The sequence below is a fragment of the Micromonospora mirobrigensis genome, assembly GCF_900091555.1.
Lineage (GTDB): Bacteria > Actinomycetota > Actinomycetes > Mycobacteriales > Micromonosporaceae > Micromonospora > Micromonospora mirobrigensis.
The window spans coordinates 1,455,981-1,472,539 of sequence record NZ_FMCX01000001.1; the positions used below are offsets into that span (position 1 = coordinate 1,455,981).

Below are 16,559 nucleotides of genomic sequence, written 5' to 3' on the forward strand. Positions count from 1 at the left end.
GAATGTCACGGATCAAGGAGTTCAACCTCCCCGACCTGGGTGAGGGTCTGACCGAGGGCGAGATCCTCGCCTGGCTGGTCAAGGTGGGCGACGTCATCGAGCTGAACCAGCCGATCGTCGAGGTGGAGACGGCGAAGGCGGCCGTCGAGATCCCGGCGAAGTGGGCCGGCCAGGTGCGGGCGATCTTCCACCCGGAGGGCACCACGGTGGAGGTCGGCACGCCGATCATCTCGATCGACACCGACCCGGGCGCCGGCCCGATCGAGGAGTCGACCACCGGCGCGCCGGCCGACGCCCTGCCGACCCCGTCGGCGGCCTCGCTGGCCGCGGTGGAGATCGCGCCCGAGGAGGGCATGGTCGAGCCGGGCCTGATCGGTGGCGCCGCCCCGGGTGGGCGGACCGCGGTGCTGGTCGGCTACGGCCCGCGTACCACGGCGGCGAAGCGGCGGCCCCGCAAGGCCGGCGTCCCGGCCCAGGCCACGGCCGCCCCGGCCGCGCCGGTCCAGGCCGCCCCGGCCGCGCCGGTCCAGGCCGCCCCGGCTCCGGTCGCGCCGGCGCCGGTCGTCGCGCCGGTGTCGCCCGCCCCGGCGGTCAACGGCAACCGGCCCGCCGGTGGGGCCGTGCTGGCCAAGCCGCCGGTGCGCAGGCTGGCCCGGGACCTCGGCGTCGACCTCGGCACGCTGACCGGCTCGGGCCCGCTGGGCTCGATCACCCGGGAGGACGTACAGCGGGCGGCGAGCGGAGCAACGGCGGCGGCCGAGCCGCTGACGGTGGCCGCGCCGGTCCCGGCCGTCGCGAGCTTCGGCGCGGACCGCGAGCAGCGCATCCCGGTCAAGGGGGTACGCAAGCTGACCGCCGAGAACATGTCCCGCTCGGCGTTCACCGCCCCGCACGTGACGGAGTTCCTGACCGTCGACGTGACCCGGGCGATGAAGGCGCTGGACCGGCTGCGCACCCGGCGCGAGTGGCGCGACGTACGCGTCTCGCCGCTGCTGCTGGTCGCCAAGGCGGTGCTGCTGGCGGCCAAGCGGTACCCGATGGTCAACTCGACCTGGGCGGGCGACGAGATCGTGGTGAAGGACTACGTCAACCTCGGCATCGCGGCGGCCACCGAGCGCGGCCTGATCGTGCCGAACATCAAGGACGCCGGCCGGCTCTCGCTGCGCGAGCTGGCGGACGCGATGACGGAGCTGGTGCAGACGGCCAAGACCGGGAAGACCTCCCCGGCCAACATGTCCGGCGGCACGTTCACCATCACCAACGTCGGCGTCTTCGGCGTCGACACCGGTACGCCGATCCTGCCCCCGGGCGAGTCGGCGATCCTGGCCTTCGGCGCCGTACGCGAGATGCCGTGGGTGCACAAGGGCAAGGTGAAGCCGCGCCTGGTCACCACGCTGGGCCTGTCGTTCGACCACCGGATCATCGACGGTGAGCTGGGGTCGAAGTTCCTGCGTGACGTCGGCGACTTCCTCGCCGACCCGGAGGCGGCCCTGCTCGCCTGGACCTGACGACTCCACCACGCGGCACCGCTACGGCCGGTGTGCACGGGTTCACGCCCGGCACACCGGCCGTAGCCGTTTCAGCCTTGGAAACCTGTGGTTCACCATCCAGTTGACCTACGATCCTTCGGCGCGTGGCTCAGCTCACCTAATAATCGATGGAAGTTGGCGTCCGTTTGCGCTTCAATGGACACATCAGGGGCTGACAACCGAATAGCCGGAGGAGAGAACACCCATGAGCATGATCGAGCGCATCCGTACCCGCCGTGACGCCAACCGTCGGGCCCGTGCCATCGAGCACGCGCTGCGTTCCGCCAACTCGCCCGCGGTCCGCGAGGAGCTCCTCGCGATCGCCCAGCGTCACCTGAGCTGACGCCACCGACTTTCCTCACCTCCTCCAGATCGATGACCCGCCCGGCCAGCCGGGCGGGTCATCGGCGTTTCACCCGGGATTCCACCCCGCCGCACCGCCCGGTACGGTTGGCTCGGTCGCCACCAGCCGACCCGGAACCGTCCGAAGCGATAGAAGCTGATCGACACGGTCCGGCGACGCGCAGTGACGACCCGATGCTCCCCGGCGGCTCCGGGCGGTGACCGGATACGGTGCGGGGAGCCCGTACGGCCGGATCGCCGGCGACGCCGGCGCCTGCCGACCCGACCGGGCGGCATCGGTGGCCGACATGTGATGGAGGAGGCGCACCCATGACGTCCGAGGGCTCGCACCGCCCCGGCCAGGAGCCGGACGAGGTGTCGCCGGGCGCCGGCGGACCGGCGCCGTACGGCGACCGCACCCCGCAGCAGAACAGCCCCTACGGCGCCCCCGACCTCGGTTGGGCGCCTCCGCCACCGGCCAACCGGCCGCAGTCGCCGGCCCCGGCCTGGGCGCCACAGAACGACCAGCCGGCCACCGCCGCCTGGGGAGCCCCGCCGGCCGTCCAGCCGGGCGAGGCGGCCGCGGCCCCGGGCACCTGGGGGCCCGCCGCCGGCACCTCCCAGGCCGAGTGGGCCAGCCAGCAGGAGCAGTCCGGAGCCTGGGGGGCCGCCGCCCAGCAGGCCCCGGAGCAGGACGAGCAGCCGGCCTGGGGTCAGCAGGCCCCGCAGGCCGCACCGGGCTGGCCGCAGCCCGCCGCCCGCGGCGCGGCGCAGGTCCCGCAGCCCGCCGCGCCCGCGCCCGGCGGCTGGCCGGCGGCGGACGAGGCCCCGCAGTCGGGCGGCTGGAACGGCGCCCCGGACAACCCCGCCACCTCCGGCGGCTGGCCGGCCGACGCCCGTCAGGACGACGCCCCCCGACCCGGCTGGAACGACGGCCAGGACGATCCGGCTCGCTCCGGCGGCTGGAACGCGGGCGGACAGCAGGACGACCCGGCCCGGTCGGGCGGCTGGCGCGCTAACGCCGCGCCGCAGGACGACCAGCCGGCCTGGGCCCAGCAGGCCGCGCAGGCGGCACCGGCGTGGCCGCAGGCCCAGCCGGCCGCCCGCGGCGCCGCCCAGGTGCCGCAGCCGGCCGCTCCGGCCCAGGACGCCCGCCCCGGACAGGACGATCCCGCGCGTTCCGGCGGCTGGCAGCAGGAACCCGGCCCTCAGGCCGACCCCGCCACCTCCGGCGGCTGGAACGCGCCGCAGGACGACCCGGCGCGCTCCGGCGGCTGGAACCGGTCCACCGAGGACGACCCGGCCCGCTCGGGCGGCTGGAACGGGTCCGCTCAGGACGAGGCCGCCCGTGGCGGTGGCTGGAACGGTTCCGCTCAGGACGAAGCCGTCCGTGGCGGCAGCTGGAACGACTCCACCCAGGACGATCCGGCCCGCTCCGGCGGCTGGGACGGGTCCGCTCAGGACGATCCGGCCCGCTCCGGCGGCTGGAACGCTGGCGCCGGGCAGCCGGCCGTCGGTCGCGGCAGCGCCTCGGTGCCGCAGCAGCAGAACGGCGAGCGGCCGGAGCAGGACTGGCCGGCACAGGACGAGCCGGCCTCCGGCGGCGGGTGGGCGGCGTCCGCCGCCGTGCCGCAGCAGGGTGACCGGGGCGACAACGCCCACTGGCCGCGAACCGAGCCGACCTCGGCGCCACCGGCGCGGGCCACCGCGACGGTCACCGGCGACGAGGGGCCGCCGCCCTGGACCGGGCCGGCCACCGAGAACGCCGGGCAGTGGGGGGCCGAGCGCTCCACGCGTCAGGACTCCCCGGAGACGGCGCCCTGGTCCCCCGGCGACGGGTGGAACCGCCAGGAGGCCGAGCCGGCCGCCGACAACGGCTGGGAGTCGCACCGCGCCGAGGAGCCGCCCGCGTACCAGCCCGGCCCCGCGCCGGGCATCTCCCCGGCCAACGCCGTACCGCTGCCCCCGCAGGAGCAGCGGGTGCCCGGGGCGAGCCTCGCCGCCGCGCCGCCCGCCGACTACCCGGTGCCGGCGCAGTACAGCCCGTTCGAGCAGCCCGGCCGGGACGACGCCGGCCGTGGCTACCCGACCGAGCAGGGCGGGGACGCCTGGGGTGGCGCCGACGCCGCGCGGGACGAGCCGCAGTCGCCGGCCGGCCCGCCGGTGCCGGGACCGCGTACCTCGCCGGAGTCCGGCCGGGCCTCGGTGCCGGGCGCGGACGCCAACGCGGGCATCGCCTCCGCCAGCGCCTCGGTGCCGATGGCCAGCCGGGTCACGCCCCCGACCGACCAGCCGCTGCACCCCGGCGGCAACCAGCCCCCGCAGCCCCGGGTGTACGGCCGGCCGGCCCGCCCGGAGCCGGAGCAGGACGAGTCGGAGCAGGACGAGTCGGGCCACGAGCAGGGCCAGCAGCAGCACTTCGACGACCAGGACCGGCCCCCGGCGACCCGCGCCTACGCGGCCGCCGTCCCGGTCCCGTCCGGCCCGCCCGCCCCGCCGGCCTTCCCGACCGGCATGCCGAACTTCGCCGACCCGGCCGGCAACAACCGGCCGATGAACGGCACCCGCCCGCACGCCACCGACGAGCACCCCGGCGACCCGTACGGAGCCGGCCGGCCCCTGGACGGCACCCAGCCGTACGGGCAGCCGGCGGTGGGCGAGCAGCACCAGGGCGGCTTCCCGCCGGCCTTCCCCGGCGGCCAGCAGAACGCCTTCCCGGGCGGTCAGCAGGGCGGCTTCCCCGGTGGGCCGCAGGGCGGCTTCCCGGGCGGCCAGCAGGACGGTTTCCCCGGCGGGCCGCAGGACGGGCCGTCGTGGGGCGGTCCGCCGGAGCCCGAGCAGGGCCGGTTCGACTCGTTCAAGCCGGAGGCCGAGCCGAAGGCGGAGCAGCCGGTGCCGAAGGTGCGCAACGGGCGGGTGCTGGCCGTCGTGCTGCTCGTCGCGGTGCTGATCCTGGCCATCCCGCTCGGTCTGCTGGCCCTGCTGGGCAAGATCGGTGGCGAGGACGAGTCGGCGCCGAAGTTCAACCCGGCGGTCGGCTCCTGCGTCAAGCGGTCGGGTACGACGGCGGCCACCGCGACCTGCGGCGAGCCGGGCTCGTTCACCGTGGTCTCCAAGGTCGACGACAAGAAGCCCTGCGCCGACCCGGGCCAGCCGCACGTGGTGCTGCCGGACGGCACCACCAAGCTCTGCCTGAAGCCGGCACCCACGAAGTAGGCGTACCCGACGGCGGGGCCACGGAGATCATCCGGGGCCCCGCCGTCGCACGTACGGGTGTGATCGAGGCCGCGGCGGGGGTGGGCCGAAGGGGCGCGCCGCGTCCGGCAGACTGGGCCCATGAGCGCACGAGTACGGGCCCCCGAGCTGCGCGGTCGGGGCTGGCTGAACACCGGCGGCCGGGAGCTGAAGCTGGCCGACCTGCGAGGTCGCATCGTCCTGCTGGACTTCTGGACGTTCTGCTGCATCAACTGCCTGCACGTGCTCGACGAGCTGCGCCCGCTCGAGGAGAAGTACGGCGACGTGCTGGTCGTGATCGGCGTGCACTCGCCGAAGTTCGAGCACGAGAAGGACCCGGACGCGCTGGCCGCGGCGGTGGAGCGCTACGGCGTGCACCACCCGGTCCTCGACGACCCCGAGCTGGACATGTGGCAGCAGTACGCGGCGAAGGCCTGGCCGACCCTGTCGGTGGTCGACCCGGAGGGCTACGTGGTCGCCACGATGGCCGGCGAGGGGCACGCCGAGGGGCTGGCCCGGCTGGTCGACGAGCTGATCGCCACCCACGAGGCGAAGGGCACGCTGCACCGCGGCGACGGCCCGTACGTCCCGCCGGCGGAGCCGGAGACGGCGCTGCGCTTCCCCGGCAAGGCCGTGGTGCTCGACGGCGGCAACCTGCTGGTCTCCGACTCGGCCCGGCACTCCCTGGTCGAGCTGGCCCCCGACGGCGAGCAGCCGGTGCGCCGGATCGGCACCGGCGCCCGGGGCAGCGCCGACGGCCCGGCCGAGGCGGCCACCTTCTCCGAGCCGCAGGGGCTGTGCCTGCTGCCCGCGCACGTCGCCGAGGTGGCCGGGTACGACCTGGTCGTCGCGGACACCGTCAACCACCTGCTGCGCGGGGTGAAGCTGGCCACCGGCGAGGTGGTCACGATCGCCGGCACCGGGCGGCAGTGGCGCTCGACGGTCGACGACCACGCGCACGACGCGCTCTCCGTGGACCTCTCCTCCCCGTGGGACCTGGCCTGGTACGACGAGAAGGTCGTCATCGCGATGGCCGGCATCCACCAACTCTGGTGGTTCGACCCGATCCGGCGTACGGCCGGCATGTACGCCGGGACGACGGTGGAGGCGCTGCGGGACGGCGCGCTGCCGGACGTGTGGATGGCCCAGCCGTCCGGCCTGTCGGTCTCCGCCGACGGCGCCCGGCTCTGGATCGCCGACAGCGAGACCAGCTCCGTCCGGTACGTGGAGAACGGGGTGATGTACACCGCCGTCGGGCAGGGCCTCTTCGACTTCGGCCACGTGGACGGTCCGGCGGACCGGGCGCTGCTCCAGCACCCGCTGGGGGTGCTGGCGCTGCCGGACGGCTCGGTGCTGGTCGCCGACACGTACAACGGCGCGGTGCGCCGGTTCGACCCGGAGACCGACCAGGTCGGCACGGTGGCCGACGGGCTGGCCGAGCCGAGCGACCTGGTGCTCACCGCCGACGGCGGGGTGCTGGTGGTCGAGTCGGCGGCGCACCGGCTGACCCGGCTGGCCCCGGGGGCCCTCACCGCCGCCGGGGCGAGCACGGTGGACGGGCCCCGGCACAAGCTGGAGCGCCGGCCCACGGACGTGGCGGCCGGTGAGCTGACCCTGGACGTCATCTTCACCCCGGCTCCGGGGCAGAAGCTGGACGACACGTACGGCCCGTCCACCCGGCTGGTGGTCTCGGCGTCCCCGCCGGAGCTGCTGTTGGAGGGGGCCGGCACCACCACGGACCTGTCCCGCCGGCTGGTGATCGACGCCGCGGTGCCCGCCGGGGTGCTCCAGGTGACCGCGCAGGCGGCGACCTGCGACGCGGACGTCGAACACGCCGCCTGCCACCTGACCCGGCAGGACTGGGGTGTCCCGGTGCGGGTGGTCGACGGCGGCGCGACCCGGTTGCCGCTGGTGCTGCGCGGCATGGACGCCTGACGGCCCGGCGGGCGGGGCCCCCGCGCTCAGGCGAACGGCTTCGGGGTGACGCCGGCGTCGATCAGCGCGGCGCGCACCATCTCCGCCGAGGCCACCGCGCCCGGACTGTCGCCGTGCAGGCAGATCGAGTCGACCGCACAGGGGATGACGGTCCCGTCCACGGCCACCACGGTCCGCTCGGTGGCCATCCGGACGGCCCGGTCGGCCACCTCGTCGGGGTCGGTGACCAGCGCGCCGAGCGCCGTCCGGGGCACCAGCGAGCCGTTGGGCAGGTAGCCCCGGTCGGCGAAGCCCTCGGCGACCACCCGTAGGCCGACGCCCACGGCGAGCTGGGCGAGGGTGGAGCCGGGCGCGCAGAGGACCGGCAGCTCGTGGTCGTACCCGCTGACGGCGGCGACCAGCGCGGCGGCCTGCGACTCGTCGACCGCCGCGGCGTGGTAGAGCGCGCCGTGCGGCTTGAGGTAGCGGACCCGGGTGCGGAACAGCCGGCAGAATGCGTCGAGGGCGCCGAGCTGGTAGGTGACCTCGTCGCGCAGCTCGGTGAAGGCGTACGCGATGTGCCGCCGGCCGAAGCCGGCCAGGTCCCGGTAGCCGACCTGGGCGCCGACGGCGACGCCGCGCTCGGCCGCGGCGGCGCAGACCCGGCGCATGGTGGACGGGTCGCCGCCGTGGAAGCCGCAGGCGACGTTGGCGGAGGTGACCAGGTCGAGCAGCGCCTCGTCGTCGCCGAGGCGCCAGATGCCGAATCCCTCACCGAGGTCAGCGTTGAGGTCCATGGAACCTCACCGTAGTCCCTGGTCGGGCCTGTGCGAGCGGGGTCACGTCGGCGACCACCCCGACGACCGGGTAACCGCCGGTGGTGGGGTGGTCGGCGAGGAACACCAGCGGCTGGCCGTCCGCCGGGACCTGCACCGCGCCGAGCACCACGCCCTCGCTGGGCAGTTCGCCGGCGACCGCGCGGGGCAGGGCCGCGCCGGCCAGCCGCGCGCCGACCCGGTTGCCGACCGGACCCACCGTGTACGGGGTGTGCAGCAGCCGGTGCAGCGCCTCGGCGGTGAACCAGTCGTCCCGGGGGCCGAGGGTGAGCCGCAGGCGCAGCTCCGCCGGAGGTGCTGGGCCAGGGGTGACGTCCACCGGCGCCGGGTGGCCGGTGGGGGCGCCGAGCGGGAGCAGGTCCCCGTCGCGCAGCGGGGCCGGTCCGAGGCCGGAGAGGGTGTCGGTGGAGCGGCTGCCGAGCACCGGCGGGACGTCGAACCCACCGGCGACGGCGAGCCAGTTGCGCAGCCCGGCGCGGGGTGGGGCGATCCGCAGCAGCGCGCCCGCGGGCAGCGACAACGGCCGGCCCAGGTCGGCGGGACGTGCACCGGCCCGCAGGTCGGTGTCGGCGCCCGTGACGGCGACCGTGGTGGCGGTGGTGAACCGCAGCAGGCAGCCGCCGAGGGTGATCTCCAGGCCGGCAGCGGCCTCCGGGTTGCCGACCAGCCGGTTCGCCAGCCGCAGGGCGGCCGGGTCGAGCGCGCCGGAGCGGGGTACGCCCAGGTGCGCCCAGCCGGGCCGGCCGAGGTCCTGCACGGTGGTGAGCGCGCCGGCCCGGAGCACCTCGACGGCGGCGGCCGGGCGGATCACGCGTCCACCAGCCGGACCCGGGTGCCGGGGGTGAGCCGGGCGGGCGGGTCGGCGTGCACGTCGAAGAGGGTCAGCGCGGTCCGGCCGACCAGCAGCCAGCCGCCGGGCGAGGCGCCCGGGTAGATGCCGGCGTACGGGCCGGCGAGCGCCACCGACCCGGCCGGCACCCGGGAGCGCGGGGTGGCCAGCCGGGGCACGGCGAGTCCTTCGGGCAGCCCGGTGAGGTACGCGAACCCGGGGGCGAAGCCGCAGAACGCCACCCGGAACTCGGTGTCCCGCAGCCGCTGGACGACCTCGGGCACGTCCACCCCCCAGTGGCCGGCGACGACGGGCAGGTCCTCCCCGTCGTACACGATGGGGACGTCGACCCGATCGGCGGCGGCCGTGGTGGTGACCGGCTCGGGCGTCCAACCGGCGATCCGGGCGGCGGCCCGCCCGGGGTCGGGAACGCCGTCGAGCAGGACGGTACGCGCGGCCGGGACGATCTCGACGGCGCTCAGCTCCCCGGCGTCGCGGCGGCGGCACAGCTCCGCCCGCCACGCCTCCACGTGGTCCGGGTCGTCGCAGTCGAGGAGCAGCGCGTACGCGCCGACGGGGCGGATCCGCATCCCGACATCCTCGCCGCCGAGCCCGGCTCAGTCGACCAGGCTCCGGCACGCGAACGAGAGCTTGTACGCCGCCGTCATGATTGACACTCCGTGCACGGTGCCGTCCGCGCTGGGCGATGCCTCCGCCTCTGCCTCCGCCTCACTGATCCGCCGCCGGATCACCTCGCCCGGCTGGATCAGCAGGGGCACCTCGGATGATCGGTAAGCGCGGCGGCCGGTGGAATCGAACACCATTACTTGCAGGTAACCTACGGTGTCGTAACCTAACGGGGTGACCACCTCGTCGCCGCTCCGGCTGAAGCCGGTCGACCTCGGCAAGCCTCGGATGCGGGGCTGGCTGCACACCTACGCGTTCTTCGTCGCGCTCGTCTGCGGCATCGTGCTCTGCTGGGTCGCGGCCGCCCGGCCCGGCTGGGCACCCCTGGTCAGCTGCCTGATCTACAGCATCACCGTGTGCGGGCTCTTCGGCACCAGCGCGCTCTACCACCGCCGGGTCTGGTCCGAGCGCGGCTACCAGATCATGCGCCGGATGGACCACTCGATGATCTTCGTGTTCATCGCGGGCACGTACACGCCGTTCTGCGTGCTGCTGCTGCACCAGCGGATGGCCACGATCATGCTCGCCCTGGTCTGGGGCGGCGCGCTGGCCGGCGTCGCGGTGAAGCTGATCTGGCCGCACGCGCCGCGCTGGGTCTCCGCGCCGATGTACCTCGCGCTCGGCTGGGTCGCGGTGGTGATGCTGCCGCAGATCCTGCACTCCGGTGGGGTCACCGCCCTGGTGCTGCTCGCCGTCGGCGGCGCGATCTACAGCGTCGGCGCGATCTTCTACGCGCTGCGCCGGCCCAACCCGTGGCCCACCGTCTTCGGCCACCACGAGTTCTTCCACGCCTGCACGCTGCTGGCCGCGATCTGCCACCACATCGCGATCTACTTCGCGCTCTTCGCCTGAACCCGGCGGCCCGCCCTGCCGGGCGGGCGAGCCCGGACACGGGCAGGGGGCCCCGCGCCGTTGCGGAGCCCCCCACATCCGTGGGCGAGAGTGCGACTCAGACCGTACGGCCCGGGCGACGCACCTCGCGGTACTCCTCGCGCACCACCGCGCCATCCTGCTGCACCGGCACGACCGGCTCGGCGACGACCCGCTGCCGCACCGGGGCGGCGACCACCGTACGACGGCGGGTGTTCCAGAAGTAGAGGGTGGTGAGCAGCCCGGCCAGGCCGGCGAGCATCAGCACCCAGCCGACCACGTTCAGGTCGAGCCACCCCAGGTTGGCGTCCACGGCGAACGCGAGGATCGCGCCCAGCGCGATCAGGAAGATGCTGGCACCGATGCCCATGACGTCGCCTCCTTGGCGGTTGCGCTGGCGTACTGTCCCGCCGCGGCCATCGATGAGGTAGCGGCACGCATCGACATACCCAGGCGTTCGGACCGCCAATCAGGCAAGCTGTGCGCATGACGGACGCCCATGCCGTGAACCGGACGCTGGTGCTGCTCCGGCACGCCAAGGCCGAACAGCCCGGAGCGCGCCCCGACGCCGACCGCAAGCTCTCCGCGCGGGGACACGCCGACGCGGCCGCCGCCGGAGCCTGGCTGGCCCGGCACGGCCTCCTGCCCGACGTGGTGCTCTGCTCGGCGGCCCGGCGTACCCGCCAGACCTGGCACGACGTGGCCCTCGGGATGACCGGCTCACCCCCGGAGGGGGGACCGGCGGGGCACGCGCCGACGGTCCGCTATGAGGCCGACGCGTACGAGGCCCGGCCCGAGGACCTGCTGGAGCTGATCCGCTCGGTCGACCCGGCCGCCGGCACGGTGCTGCTGGTCGCCCACAACCCGGGCATCTCCCTGCTCTCCGCCGGACTCGACCCGGAACGCGCCGACCCGGACGGCCTGCGCACCACCGACCTGGTGGTGCACGCGCCGACCTCGCCCTGGCCCGACCTGTCGCCCGGCGGCGCCCCCATCACCACCCGCCACACCGCCCGCGGCTGAGGTGCAAGGAGGGGCCCCCTGTTAACGCCTCCGGTATAGCAGGGGCCCCTTCTTAACACGGGCGCGCCGGGTGCCGGGCAGCCAGCGCAGGACGCCGGGTCAGGATGGTGGTGCGGTCGGCGGCGGTGGGTCGGGCGGCGGCGGCATCATCGCGGTCGGGTGGGAGAGCCGGTTCTCCTCCACGATCAGGGTGCGCGCCCGCTTGCGCCGGTCCTGCCAGAACCAGAGCGTGGTGAGCAGGACGGCCAGTCCGGCCAGGATGAAGACCCAGCCGACCGCGCGCAGGTCGATCCACCAGACGTTGGCCCGGATGGCGAAGGTCATGATCGCGCCGAGCGCGATGAAGAAGATGGCGCTGCCAATGCCCATGTGCGCTGCACTCCCCCGTGCGGTGGCCCTTGGGCGTGCTCGTGTGCCGTGGTCCGCGACGGTTACCCGCCCTGGCCGGCACCTATCCGGCCGGCCCCCGCATTTCGCCGCCGCCGGCGACCCGGACAACTTCGGGGTAGTTGCTGCCTCCAGGTGACGGCAGGCAGCAACTACCCCGAAATTGCGCGCGGCGAGCGCGGGCGGCGAGCGGGCGCGCGCGGCGAGCGCGCGGGCGGGGTGGAGACGGCGGTGGCCGGCGAGCGTGACGCTCGCCGGCCACCGTCAGGGTCGGATCGGGATCAGAAGGCCTCTTCGGGGAGGTCCATGATCTCGAGGTCAGCGCCCTCGATGATCCGCCGGTCGGCGCCGATGCGGGGCAGGACCTCGCGGGCGAAGAACCGGGCGGCGGCCACCTTGCCGGTGTAGAACGCCTTGTCGGCCGTCGACACCTCGCCGGCCAGGGCCTGCAGCGCCACGTCCGCCTGCTTCTGGAGCAGCCAGCCGACGACCAGGTCGCCGATGGCCAGCAGGAAGCGGCGGCTGCTCAGGCCGACCTTGTAGAGGGAACGGGTGTCGCCGGACTGCGCCTCGCCCAGCCAGCCGGTCATCACGCCCAGCATGTTCTGGATCTCGGCGAGCGCCTTGCCGAGCGCCTGCCGCTCCTCCTTGAGCTGGCCGTTGCCGCCCTCGGTGGCGATGAACTCCTGGATCTCGCCGGCGACCGCCATCAGGGCCTTGCCGTTGTCCCGGACGATCTTCCGGAAGATCAGGTCGAGGCTCTGGATCGCGGTGGTGCCCTCGTACAGGGTGTCGATCTTGGCGTCCCGGACGTACTGCTCCAGCGGGTAGTCCTGGAGGAAGCCGGAGCCGCCGAAGGTCTGCAGCGCCTCGTGGCCGAGCAGCTCGTACGCCCGCTCCGAGCCGACGCCCTTGACCAGCGGCAGCAGCAGGTCGTTGACCCGCTTGGCCAGCTTGACGGCCTTCTCGTCACCGGCCGCCTCGGCGATGGCGATCTTGTCCTGCCAGCTGGCGGTGTAGCAGACCAGCGCGCGCAGGCCCTCGGCGTACGACTTCTGGAGCAGCAGCGAGCGGCGGACGTCCGGGTGGTGGGTGATGGTCACCCGCGGCGCGGTCTTGTCGGCCTGCTGGATCAGGTCGGCGCCCTGCACCCGGTTCTTGGCGTACTCCAGGGCGTTCAGGTAGCCGGTGGAGAGGGTGGCGATGGCCTTGGTGCCGACCATCATCCGGGCGTACTCGATGATCATGAACATCTGCCGGATGCCGTCGTGCTTCTCGCCGAGCAGCCAGCCCTTGGCCGGTACGCCGTGCTCGCCGAAGGTCACCTCGCAGGTGTTGGAGACCTTCAGGCCCATCTTGTGCTCGACGTTGGTGGCGTAGACGCCGTTGCGCTCGCCCAGCTCGCCGGTCTCGGCGTCGAAGTGGAACTTCGGCACCACGAAGAGGGAGAGGCCCTTGGTGCCCGGGCCGCCGACGCCCTCGACGCCGACCGGGCGGGCCAGCACGTAGTGGACGATGTTGTCGCTCAGGTCGTGCTCACCGGAGGTGATGAAGCGCTTGACGCCCTCGATGTGCCAGGAGCCGTCGGGCTGCTGCACGGCGCGGGTACGGCCGGCGCCCACGTCCGAGCCGGCGTCCGGCTCGGTGAGCACCATGGTCGAGCCCCACTGCTTGTCGATGAAGAGCCGGGCCCACTTCTTCTGCTCCTCGGTGCCCTCGACGTGCAGCACGTGGGCGAAGGAGGGGCCGGAGGCGTACATCCAGATCGGGGCGTTGGCGCCGAGCACCATCTCGGCGAGCGACCACCAGAGGGCGCGCGGGGCGTTGGTGCCGCCCAGGGCCTCGGGGATGTCCAGCCGCCAGAACTCGGAGTCCATGAACGCCTGGAACGACTTCTTGAACGACTCCGGCAGCGGCGCGGTGTGCGTCGCCGGGTCGAAGACCGGCGGGTTGCGGTCGCTGTCCGTGTAGCTGGCCGCGAGGTCCTCGCGGGCCAGGCGGTCGACCTCGGAGAGGAAGCTGCGGGCGGTGTCGACGTCCAGGTCCGTGTACGGCGCCTGGCCGAACGTCCGGTCCGCCCCGAAGACCTCGAACAGGTTGAACTCGAGGTCCCGAAGGTTGCTCTTGTAGTGGGTCATGCTCGCTGGCCCCGCTTCCGGACAGGTGTGTTACCGATCAGTAACTCCAGACTGTATTACTCGCGGGTAGGTACCGACAAGCAGATCGGTGAAGTGAGCGCGATTACACACCTGCCGTTCATCCGACAGCCGGCGCCCGGTCACGCCTCGGCGGCGCCGACCTCCCAGCTCGGCACGGCCGCCGTGACCGCGCTGCGGGAGCCGGTGTACTCCATCAGGACCAGGGCGATGTCGTCGTCGAGCCGGCCGTGCACCCACTCGACCAGAGCGGTCTCCAGCGAGGCCAGCCCGTCGGCCACCGTGCCGTGGCCGAGCAGCCGCCAGGCCCGGTCGGCGGTGGGGAAGAACTCGCCGTCCCGGCGGGCCTCGCCCAGGCCGTCGGTGAAGAGCAGCAGGCGGTCGCCCGGCTCCAGCCGCTCGACCCGGGGACGGACCACCGGCATGAAGCCCAGCGGGGGCGCCGGGGCCGGTGGCTCCAGCGGGATGACCGCGCCCCGGCGCAGCAGCAGCGGCGGCGGGTGACCGCAGTTGACGATGGTCAACGTGCCGCCCCGCTCCTCGACCAGCGCGGCGGTGACGAAGTCCTCGTCACCGACGTTGCGGGCCACCGCCCGGTCCAGGTCGGTGACCACGGCCCGCAGGTCGGCCCGCTCGTGGGCCACGTGCCGGTAGGAGCCGAGGACGATGCTGGCCAGCCGGACCGCGTCGAGGCCCTTGCCGCGTACGTCACCGATGATCATGCGGACGCCGTACGGGGTGTCCATCGCCTCGTACAGGTCGCCGCCGATCTCCGCGGTGGCGGTGGAGGAGATGTACCGGCCGGCCACGGCGAGCGAGCCCACCTGCGGCCCGAGCGGGCGGAGCACGGCCTGCTGGGCCACCGCGGCCAGCTTGGAGAGCTCGGCGATCTGCTCGTCCTGCCGCTGGCGCACCGCCGCCACGGCGCCGGCGATGGCGGTGGCCAGCGCGATGCCGGCCACGTTCACCGCGGTGACCAGGGACATCTCGCGTTCGGCGAGGGCGAAGCCGGCGCCGGTGAGGGTGGCCAGGGCACCCACCCCGAGCACCACCCGCCAGGAGGCCAGGGCGCCGGCGAGGAACGGGGTGGCCACCATCAGGGCGACGTAGTGCACCGGCCGGCCGTCGGCCAGCTCGGCGGCGGAGACGATCGCGAGCAGCGCGAGGGCCGCGCCGAGTCCGGCGCGGGATCCGGGGGTCAGCGGGCTACGGCCCGAGCGCAGGGGTTGCATGGGTACACCGGACAGCATGCCTGATGGAACCGAACCCGGGAATGAACCTGCCCCGTCGTCCAGTCATGTTCTGGACGACGGGGCGGGTACGCGGACCGGTCAGCCGAGCACCTCGTAGCGCACGGTCAGCTCGCCCAGGTCGACCGAGGCGATCGCCTCGAACGCGGCCCGGGACAGGTCGATGCAGCGGCCGTCGACGTACGGGCCACGGTCGTTGATCCGCACCACGACCGACTTGCCGTTCTCCGGGTTGGTCACCCGGACCTTGGTGTTGAACGGCAGGGTCTTGTGCGCGGCGGTGAGGGCGCTCGGGTCGAACGTCTCGCCGTTCGCCGTCATCTGGCCCTCGTCGTAGAAGGACGCGCCGCAGGTGCCGCTGTCGACCACGGTGCTGGTGGGGGCGGCGGTCCGCTTGCTGGCGGTCGGCTTCGGGCTTGCCGTCCGGGTGGCGGTGGGCTTCGGGGCGGCGGTGCGCTCCCTGCCCCGGGACGCCGCCTGCGCGGACCGGGTCGCCTTCGGGCTGGCGGTCGCCGTCGCCGTCGGGGTGGCCGAGGCCGAGGCGGAGGCGGTCGGGCTGGGCGTGCCGGTGGGGCTGGGCGAGGTGGTCGGCGGCACCGTGCTCGGGGCGACGGTGTCCACCACGACCGGCGGGGCGGCCTCGCCGGCGGTGAGCTGCACGGCGCCGACGGTGCCGCCGACGGCGATGGCCACACCGACGGCCGCGGTCGCGGCGATGCCGGCCGGCGAGGAGAAGAAGCGGGTACGGGAGTGCCTGCCTGCCACCGGCCTGGTCCTTCCATCGATCGAACAAATCGGGTCGGACCGTAACGAGAGAAGCACTTCCGAAGTCAACGTGATCATGGTGGTATCGCCCGAATTGCAGGGATACGTGTAGCCGATCATCCGAGCCGCGGTGGGCCGAACGGCCCCACCCCGGCCCCGGCGGCGCCTGGCGCAGGATGGTCACATGCCCGGTGACCTGAGCGAACGCCTCGTCGCGCTGTTCCGCTGGATCGACCCCGGCCCGTCCAGCAGCCACCTGGTCAGCGACGTCTCCGGCTGGTGGCGCGACCCGGAGGTGCTGGCCGGCCTCGGTCCGGCCCTGGTGGAGCCGTTCCGGGCCGCCGCGCCGACCGTCGTCGTCGCCCCCGCGGTGACCGGGCTGATCCTCGGCCCGCTCGCCGCGACCGCGCTCGGCGTGGGGTTCGCGCCCGCGTACAAGGGGGGTGACGGGCGGGTGCCGGCCGGGGCGGTCAGCTGGGCGCAGAGCCCACCCGACTTCCGGGGACGCCGGGTCGACCTCGGCGTCCGGGACCGGCACCTCGGCGCGGGTGACCGGGTGCTCGTCGTGGACGACTGGGTCACCACCGGCGCCCAACTCCGGGCGGTGTACGCGATCTGCGCCACCCGGGGCGCGACCGTGCTCGGCACCGCCGCGGTGGTCCGGGACTGCCCGGCCGAGGTCGCCGCCGAGCTGCGGGTACGCGCCCTGCTCGACGCCGACCGGTTCGCGGCTTGAC

16 protein-coding genes are annotated in these 16,559 nt (G+C 74.4%); 7 read left to right on the plus strand and 9 right to left on the minus strand.

Translation table 11 applies throughout. From position 1 onward, the window contains the following. Positions 1 to 2: 2 nt before the first annotated feature. From GA0070564_RS06925 to GA0070564_RS06935, 4 genes are all read left to right on the plus strand, one after another. On the plus strand, positions 3 to 1,508 hold the full coding sequence (locus GA0070564_RS06925; RefSeq protein WP_091604022.1) for a dihydrolipoamide acetyltransferase family protein: 1,506 nt from the start codon (positions 3 to 5) through the stop codon (positions 1,506 to 1,508). 226 nt (positions 1,509 to 1,734) lie between these two features. Next, positions 1,735 to 1,872 (plus strand): hypothetical protein, encoded by a 138-nt coding sequence (locus GA0070564_RS29205; protein ID WP_176730560.1) that lies wholly within the window; start codon positions 1,735 to 1,737, stop codon positions 1,870 to 1,872. A 329-nt stretch (positions 1,873 to 2,201) separates the two neighbouring features. Further along, on the plus strand, positions 2,202 to 5,087 hold the full coding sequence (locus GA0070564_RS06930; RefSeq protein ID WP_091604026.1) for a hypothetical protein: 2,886 nt from the start codon (positions 2,202 to 2,204) through the stop codon (positions 5,085 to 5,087). A gap of 120 nt (positions 5,088 to 5,207) precedes the next feature. Next, a complete protein-coding gene (locus tag GA0070564_RS06935; RefSeq protein ID WP_091604029.1) occupies positions 5,208 to 7,040 on the plus strand; it encodes an NHL domain-containing thioredoxin family protein in 1,833 nt (610 codons plus the stop codon). Between the two features lie 26 nt (positions 7,041 to 7,066). Here the strand turns inward: GA0070564_RS06935 and GA0070564_RS06940 are convergent, their stop codons facing one another. Genes GA0070564_RS06940 through GA0070564_RS29210 form a run of 4 tightly spaced genes read right to left on the minus strand, consistent with a single transcriptional unit; the run spans position 7,067 to position 9,463 of the window. Further along, positions 7,067 to 7,816: a LamB/YcsF family protein gene (locus GA0070564_RS06940; protein WP_091604033.1), complete on the minus strand. Its 750-nt coding sequence runs from the start codon at positions 7,814 to 7,816 to the stop codon at positions 7,067 to 7,069. Continuing rightward, a complete protein-coding gene (locus GA0070564_RS06945; protein WP_425412426.1) occupies positions 7,800 to 8,765 on the minus strand; it encodes a 5-oxoprolinase subunit C family protein in 966 nt (321 codons plus the stop codon). Before GA0070564_RS06945 ends, GA0070564_RS06940 begins: the two co-directional genes overlap by 17 nt. After that, complete coding sequence (locus GA0070564_RS06950) at positions 8,663 to 9,274, minus strand: 5-oxoprolinase subunit B family protein (RefSeq protein WP_091604039.1); 612 nt, start codon at positions 9,272 to 9,274, stop codon at positions 8,663 to 8,665. The genes GA0070564_RS06945 and GA0070564_RS06950 overlap by 103 nt, the downstream gene beginning before the upstream one ends. A gap of 27 nt (positions 9,275 to 9,301) precedes the next feature. Then, positions 9,302 to 9,463, minus strand: coding sequence for a hypothetical protein (locus GA0070564_RS29210; RefSeq protein WP_176730561.1), 162 nt, complete (start codon positions 9,461 to 9,463; stop codon positions 9,302 to 9,304). 82 nt (positions 9,464 to 9,545) lie between these two features. Here GA0070564_RS29210 and trhA point away from each other — a divergent pair, with 82 nt between their 5' ends. Next, on the plus strand, positions 9,546 to 10,223 hold the full coding sequence (gene trhA / locus GA0070564_RS06960) for a PAQR family membrane homeostasis protein TrhA (RefSeq protein WP_091604045.1): 678 nt from the start codon (positions 9,546 to 9,548) through the stop codon (positions 10,221 to 10,223). A 97-nt stretch (positions 10,224 to 10,320) separates the two neighbouring features. Here the strand turns inward: trhA and GA0070564_RS06965 are convergent, their stop codons facing one another. After that, the gene (locus tag GA0070564_RS06965) at positions 10,321 to 10,611 is read right to left on the minus strand and encodes a DUF6458 family protein (protein WP_091604048.1); all 291 of its coding nucleotides are present in this window, start codon (positions 10,609 to 10,611) and stop codon (positions 10,321 to 10,323) included. A 116-nt stretch (positions 10,612 to 10,727) separates the two neighbouring features. Here GA0070564_RS06965 and GA0070564_RS06970 point away from each other — a divergent pair, with 116 nt between their 5' ends. After that, positions 10,728 to 11,264 carry a SixA phosphatase family protein gene (locus tag GA0070564_RS06970; protein ID WP_091604051.1) on the plus strand — a complete coding sequence of 179 codons (537 nt, stop codon included), beginning with the start codon at positions 10,728 to 10,730 and terminating at the stop codon, positions 11,262 to 11,264. Positions 11,265 to 11,363: 99 nt separating this feature from the next. On the opposite strand, the gene GA0070564_RS06975 is transcribed toward GA0070564_RS06970, so the two are convergent. The 4 genes from GA0070564_RS06975 to GA0070564_RS06990 form a co-directional block, all read right to left on the minus strand. Continuing rightward, positions 11,364 to 11,633: a DUF6458 family protein gene (locus tag GA0070564_RS06975; RefSeq protein ID WP_091604053.1), complete on the minus strand. Its 270-nt coding sequence runs from the start codon at positions 11,631 to 11,633 to the stop codon at positions 11,364 to 11,366. Positions 11,634 to 11,932: 299 nt separating this feature from the next. Further along, complete coding sequence (locus tag GA0070564_RS06980) at positions 11,933 to 13,789, minus strand: acyl-CoA dehydrogenase (protein WP_091604056.1); 1,857 nt, start codon at positions 13,787 to 13,789, stop codon at positions 11,933 to 11,935. A 140-nt stretch (positions 13,790 to 13,929) separates the two neighbouring features. Next, positions 13,930 to 15,057, minus strand: coding sequence for a PP2C family protein-serine/threonine phosphatase (locus GA0070564_RS06985; protein ID WP_091604059.1), 1,128 nt, complete (start codon positions 15,055 to 15,057; stop codon positions 13,930 to 13,932). An 81-nt stretch (positions 15,058 to 15,138) separates the two neighbouring features. Next, a complete protein-coding gene (locus tag GA0070564_RS06990; RefSeq protein ID WP_176730562.1) occupies positions 15,139 to 15,822 on the minus strand; it encodes a septal ring lytic transglycosylase RlpA family protein in 684 nt (227 codons plus the stop codon). A 184-nt stretch (positions 15,823 to 16,006) separates the two neighbouring features. On the opposite strand from GA0070564_RS06990, the gene GA0070564_RS06995 reads away from it, so the two are divergent. Continuing rightward, a complete protein-coding gene (locus GA0070564_RS06995) occupies positions 16,007 to 16,558 on the plus strand; it encodes a phosphoribosyltransferase family protein (RefSeq protein WP_091604065.1) in 552 nt (183 codons plus the stop codon). Position 16,559 lies beyond the last annotated feature (1 nt).

Excerpts from the sequence above, each read along its gene's own strand:
- GA0070564_RS06925 (WP_091604022.1), top strand. The coding sequence starts at position 3 with ATGTCACGGATCAAGGAGTTCAACCTCCCCGACCTGGGTGAGGGTCTG.
- GA0070564_RS29205 (WP_176730560.1), top strand. The coding sequence starts at position 1,735 with ATGAGCATGATCGAGCGCATCCGTACCCGCCGTGACGCCAACCGTCGG.
- GA0070564_RS06930 (WP_091604026.1), top strand. The coding sequence starts at position 2,202 with ATGACGTCCGAGGGCTCGCACCGCCCCGGCCAGGAGCCGGACGAGGTG.
- GA0070564_RS06935 (WP_091604029.1), top strand. The coding sequence starts at position 5,208 with ATGAGCGCACGAGTACGGGCCCCCGAGCTGCGCGGTCGGGGCTGGCTG.
- GA0070564_RS06940 (WP_091604033.1), bottom strand. The coding sequence starts at position 7,816 with ATGGACCTCAACGCTGACCTCGGTGAGGGATTCGGCATCTGGCGCCTC.
- GA0070564_RS06950 (WP_091604039.1), bottom strand. The coding sequence starts at position 9,274 with ATGCGGATCCGCCCCGTCGGCGCGTACGCGCTGCTCCTCGACTGCGAC.
- GA0070564_RS06965 (WP_091604048.1), bottom strand. The coding sequence starts at position 10,611 with ATGGGCATCGGTGCCAGCATCTTCCTGATCGCGCTGGGCGCGATCCTC.
- GA0070564_RS06970 (WP_091604051.1), top strand. The coding sequence starts at position 10,728 with ATGACGGACGCCCATGCCGTGAACCGGACGCTGGTGCTGCTCCGGCAC.
- GA0070564_RS06975 (WP_091604053.1), bottom strand. The coding sequence starts at position 11,633 with ATGGGCATTGGCAGCGCCATCTTCTTCATCGCGCTCGGCGCGATCATG.
- GA0070564_RS06980 (WP_091604056.1), bottom strand. The coding sequence starts at position 13,789 with ATGACCCACTACAAGAGCAACCTTCGGGACCTCGAGTTCAACCTGTTC.
- GA0070564_RS06985 (WP_091604059.1), bottom strand. The coding sequence starts at position 15,057 with ATGCTGTCCGGTGTACCCATGCAACCCCTGCGCTCGGGCCGTAGCCCG.
- GA0070564_RS06995 (WP_091604065.1), top strand. The coding sequence starts at position 16,007 with ATGCCCGGTGACCTGAGCGAACGCCTCGTCGCGCTGTTCCGCTGGATC.